The organism is Mesorhizobium sp. M7A.F.Ca.MR.362.00.0.0 (assembly GCF_004023175.1).
Taxonomy (GTDB): Bacteria; Pseudomonadota; Alphaproteobacteria; order Rhizobiales; family Rhizobiaceae; genus Mesorhizobium.
On sequence record NZ_RZTF01000053.1, the window covers coordinates 11,869 to 16,885 of the forward strand.

General features: G+C 63.5%; 5 protein-coding genes. 2 read left to right on the forward strand and 3 right to left on the reverse strand.

Annotated elements, in window-relative coordinates; genetic code table 11:
* Positions 1 to 117 precede the first annotated feature (117 nt).
* Positions 118 to 426, forward strand: a complete 309-nt coding sequence (locus EOC06_RS10120; RefSeq protein ID WP_128307660.1) for a Dabb family protein — start codon at positions 118 to 120, stop codon at positions 424 to 426.
* A 157-nt stretch (positions 427 to 583) separates the two neighbouring features.
* Entirely contained in the window at positions 584 to 1,801 is a 1,218-nt protein-coding gene (locus EOC06_RS10125) for an MFS transporter (RefSeq protein WP_027037618.1), read from the forward strand.
* Positions 1,802 to 1,808: 7 nt separating this feature from the next.
* Here the strand turns inward: EOC06_RS10125 and EOC06_RS10130 are convergent, their stop codons facing one another.
* The 3 genes from EOC06_RS10130 to EOC06_RS10140 all read right to left on the reverse strand — a co-directional run.
* Complete coding sequence (locus EOC06_RS10130; RefSeq protein WP_128307661.1) at positions 1,809 to 2,654, reverse strand: EamA family transporter; 846 nt, start codon at positions 2,652 to 2,654, stop codon at positions 1,809 to 1,811.
* Complete coding sequence (locus tag EOC06_RS10135; RefSeq protein ID WP_128307662.1) at positions 2,651 to 3,553, reverse strand: endonuclease/exonuclease/phosphatase family protein; 903 nt, start codon at positions 3,551 to 3,553, stop codon at positions 2,651 to 2,653. The genes EOC06_RS10130 and EOC06_RS10135 overlap by 4 nt, the downstream gene beginning before the upstream one ends.
* Before the next feature lie 166 nt (positions 3,554 to 3,719).
* Positions 3,720 to 5,017, reverse strand: a 1,298-nt coding sequence (locus EOC06_RS10140; protein ID WP_245469448.1) for a sodium:proton antiporter, incomplete at its 5' end; no start/stop codon positions are given.

Sequence of the window (5,017 nt, forward strand, 5' to 3'; positions counted from 1 at the left end):
CTTTTCACCGACCATTATGGTCGGTGAAAAGGGCGCCGACCTGGTCCTTGGCCGCGAGCCGCTGCCGCCGGCGGTGTTTTCCGGAAACCGGGCTGCTTAGCCACTGAGGGGTAAGATATGATCAGGCACTGTGTTTTCGCTAGATTCCGCAACGATGTTGCCGCCGCCGAGCGCATGGCGATCCATGCCGATCTCGATGCGCTTCGACAGGTGATCGACGGCATGGACGCCGTAAAATTCAGCGCCAATGTCAGCCCGGAGCCGTTCGCACGCGACTTCACCCACGGCTTCACCATCGATTTCCGCGATGCTGCCGCGCGCGATGCCTATCTTGTGCATGAAGCGCACCAGCGCGCCGGCGCGCGCCTGGTCGCTGCCCTGGAAGGCGGCACGGACGGACTGACGGTGTTTGATCTCGAAATCTAGACCTCATCCTCAAACCACGATCGAGTTCATCGACAGATGGCACCGGTCGCACCTTCCGACATTCCAGCGGGCGTTCGATCAAATGTACCGCGCGAAAAAGTGACCACCGTCTTCCCTGAACTGGCCGATAATTCCCCCATTGATGATGGAGGAAGATTTGCCCCTTAATTCGCAGCAGAAGAAGACTGTCCTCGCCTCATTCCTGGGCTGGACGCTCGATGCTTTCGATTTCTTCCTTCTGACATTCCTGCTCACCGATATCGCGACCGAATTCCACGCCGACGTGCCCGCGGTCTCCAAGGCGCTGTTCCTGACCTTGGCCACACGCTTCATCGGCGCGTTCTTCTTCGGCATGCTTGCCGACAAATACGGGCGCAAGCCGATCCTCATGCTCAACATCGTAAGCTATTCGGTGATCGGCGCGCTGGCCGCCTTCTCGCCCAATCTCGGCATATTCCTCGCCCTGCGTGCTTTGTTCGGCATCGCCATGGGCGGCGAATGGGGGCTGGGCAGTTCGCTGGCCATGGAATCCATTCCGCCGAGCGCACGCGGCATGGTCTCCGGCATCCTGCAATGCGGCTATCCGGCCGGCTATCTGCTGGCGGCGGTGGTCTATGGCCTGCTTTATCAGCAGACGATCGGCGGCTACACGATCGGCTGGCGCGCCATGTTCCTGCTCAGCTTCGTGCCGGCGCTGATCGTGCTCTTCATCCGCTCGCATGTGCCGGAATCGCCGGCCTTCGTCGAAGCGCAAAAGACCGCAAGACCGGGCATGTGGGAAACGCTGCAGAAGCACTGGGGCGTCGCGCTCTATGCCGTCGTCCTGATGATGTTCTTCAATTTCTTCAGTCATGGCACGCAGGACCTCTACCCTACCTTCCTGAAGAAGCAGCACGGCTTCGATCCGCATACGGTGAGCTGGATCACCATCGTCGCCAATATCGGCGCCATCGTCGGCGGCCTGGCCTTCGGCGCGCTGTCGGAGAAGATCGGCCGCGTCAACGCCATCACGCTGGCATGCCTGATCGCCTTGCCGTCCATCCCGCTATGGGCCTACTCGACCACGCCGTTCATGCTTGCCATCGGCGCCTTCGTCATGCAGGTCGCGGTCCAGGGTGCCTGGGGCGTCATCCCCGTGCACCTCAACGAGCTTTCGCCCGGAGCGGTGCGGGCGACCTTGCCCGGCTTTATTTATCAGGCGGGCAATCTCGCCGCGTCCTATGGCGGCCCCTATCAAGCAGGAATCGCTGAAAGCGCCGGAGGCAGCTATGGCTATGCCCTGGCGCTGTTCGCAGGCGTGGTCGCCGTCTGCATCATCGTCGTCATCCGCTTCAGTCCGGAACGACGTGGCCAGGTGATGACCGTCCTGACCTGAGCGGCGCCTAACCAAGCCTCAGCGCGACGACGCCGGCCACGATGCTGAGCGCAGCGGCACCGCGCCAGCCGGTCATTTTTTCGCCGAGAGCGAAGACCGAGATCATCATGGCAAACAGGATCGAGGTTTCGCGCAGCGAGGCCACCGAAGCGATCGGTGCTTTGGTCATCGCCCACATGACGATCCAATAGGCGGCGCCGCTGAGTACGCCGGTGAACAACCCTGCCTTCCAGTCGCGCGCCAACACCGGCAGCGCCTTCGGCCCGCGGAAGATGAGGCACAGCACCAACGCGCCAAAAGCATCGCAGATGAACAGCCAGGCGGCATAGCTCTGCGCGGTTGCCGCCAGCCGCGCGCCACTGCCGTCCGACAGCGTATAGCTGGCGATGAAGATGGAAGTGCCGAGCGCGAAGCCAACCGCGCGCAGATTGAGTTTTTCCAGATGCGCGCCGCCACGAAACGACATCACCAGCGTGCCGGCCGACAACAGGAAGATGCCGAGCATGGCGAACGGGCCGGGAATCTCGGCAACGACGAACATGCCGCCGAAGGCTGAGAGCAGAGGTGCGGTGCCGCGCGCCAGCGGATAGGTCTGGGCGAAATCGCCGGCCTTGTAGGCGCCGATCAGGAAGGTCCGGTAGCCCATGTGGAAAACGACGGAGGCGATGATGTAGGGCCACACTTCCGCCTTCGGCACTTCGACGAAGGGCAGCACCACGAGTGCCGCAGCGCCCATGCCGAGCGTCATCAGCGTGATCGACAGGAAGCGGTCGAGATGGACCTTGACCAGCGCGTTCCAGATCGCGTGCATGGCGGCGGCGGCAAGCACTGCGAAGAAGACGAAAAGCGTCATGTGGCGATGCCGGGCGTTTCCAGGTCTATGTCGACCCGCAGCGGAAAATGATCCGAGGCAACCTCGCCGATGTCGGCACTGATCGAACGCACCCGCCCGGCGAACATGCCGCCGACGAAGCAATGGTCGAGCCGGCGCTTTGCCAGCCTGCCGTCGATGGTCTTCACATGGGTGTGGAAGTCCGGAACCGGCTCCCCGGCAACGGCGGCGGCATCGACGAAACCGCTGAGATAGGCGGCACCCCTATGGTAGGGCGTGCTGCCGACGATGCGGCGATACTCGGCGCTGTCCGGCTCCATGTTGAAATCACCCATCCAGATCGCCGCCAGCGGGTTTTCCGGCTCCGCTTCGCCGCTGGTCCAATTGCGCGTGGGCTCGTCGTCGACGCCGCTCCACGGTCCGCCATCGGACGGTGCCCGGCGATGCTCGGCCATGAGGTAGTCGATCTGCTCCAGCCGCTCCTCGGCCGCGATGTGGGCGAGATGCAGCGACAACACCCGCACCGGCCCTGCCGGCGTGCGGATCATGCATTCAAGCGCGGCGTTGCGGGTGTTGAGCGGCCGCTGCGTGCGGCGCATTGGCAGCGCATGCAGCCGCGACCAGACGATCGGCAGTTTCGACAGCAGCATGGTGCCGAACTGGCGGCGCCGATTGACCAGACGGCCGTCGCGCCTTTCGCTGGCGTCCATGTCGAAGGCCGGGCCGTAGACCCAGTGATGTTCGGGCAGCAGACGGGAAAGCAGCTCCGGCTGGTCGTCGTAATTGCTGCGTTGCCAGTGCCGCTCGACTTCCTGCAGCGCAATGATGTCGGCGCCGGCAACGATGCGCGCGGCGCGTGAAAGATCGTAGCGGCCGTCGCCGCCGAACCCGTACTGGATGTTGTAGCTGACCAGCTTCATTGCTTATCCGGCTCAATTTCGTGTTGGCAGTAACGGTTCGATGCCACGGTGGCAATGTGCAGGAGAATGGACGTGGCTTGGACCAGCCTTGCCCTTCACCGGGATCATGCACCGATCCCGAAGCACTTCGATATCTTCCGTGCGCCGGAAAACGGCGTGCGATGCCTTATGTATTCAGCGGCTGGAAACGGCCGGGTGGCGACGCCGCCAGTTCGGTCCAGTCGATCTCTTCCTCAAGGCGATGATAGGCTTCGTCGCCAATCGTCCCGTTGCGGCGCAATTCCTCCAGCGCATCGCGCTGGCTCTTGATCGCATAAAGACGCAAGCGGTCATATTCGGTCGCCGCCTGGGCATCGTCGGGATTTTTGGCAATCTTGCGTTGAGCGGCATATTGCTCGCGCACCGCGGCCGCAGCGTCCGATGTCTTGCCGCTCAATATGTCGAGCGCGGCCTGCATGACCACAACGCGTGCCTGCGCAACCTCACGGTCGACGGTTTCGTCAGGGTCGAGGTTCAGCAGGCGCAGCAGCGGCTTCAGGCTCATGCCTTGCAGCACCAGCGTGCCGAGCACAACCGTGAAGGCAGCGAGCACGATCGGGTCGCGGGCCGGGAAGTCAGTCGGCAGGGCGAATGCCGCCGCAAGCGTCACCAAACCGCGCATCCCGCACCAGCCGATCAGCACGCCGCCACGAAACGACGGAGCGTCACGCTGACGATCAGCCACGCCGAAACGGCCAAACCACCTGATGATCGCGCCGCACCCCAGCACCCAGATGAGGCGTGAGACGATGACGATGGCAAGCACTGTCCCGGCCAGGACGAACGCATCGGTCTGCCCCTGCCCGGCAAGCCGGCCGACGATCGTACGCGCCTGCAGGCCCATCAGCACGAAAGCCAGCACGTTGAGCACGAAGACAGCCGTTTCCCAGACCGAATAAGAACTGATGCGGTTTCTGGCCGGCATGCGGCGCGGCGCTGTGCGCGCGATCGTCATAGCATAGACGACTATGGTGATGATGGCCGACAGTCCGATCCTGTCGGCCAGGATCCAGACCCCGAATGTGCCGGCAAATTGCACCACAGTGCCGCTCGCCGGGTCCTCGATCCGGCCCAGCGTCATCAGAGACACCCGGCCAAGCAGGTAGCCGGCGGCAAGGCTGCCGAGCGTGGACAGCAGGATCATCGGAACGGCGCTGCTCAGCAGAATGGAACCTGCTGCCGCCGAAATCGCCATCCGGTAGATCAGCAAGGCGGTGGCGTCGTTGAGCAGGCTCTCGCCTTGCAGAATGGCAGTGATGCGGTGCGGCACCTTGAACTGGCCAAGCACGGCCGATGCCGCAACCGCATCGGGCGGCGCCACGATGGCGCCAAGCGCTATGGCCGCGGCGATCGGCAGGCCTGCCATCGCCCAGCCGGCAAGTGCGACCGTCGCTGTCGTGAAAAGGACGGCGCCAAGCGCCAGCA

Coding starts and splice junctions, on each gene's coding strand:
- EOC06_RS10120 (WP_128307660.1), top strand. CDS start 118: ATGATCAGGCACTGTGTTTTCGCTAGATTCCGCAACGATGTTGCCGCC.
- EOC06_RS10130 (WP_128307661.1), bottom strand. CDS start 2,654: ATGACGCTTTTCGTCTTCTTCGCAGTGCTTGCCGCCGCCGCCATGCAC.
- EOC06_RS10135 (WP_128307662.1), bottom strand. CDS start 3,553: ATGAAGCTGGTCAGCTACAACATCCAGTACGGGTTCGGCGGCGACGGC.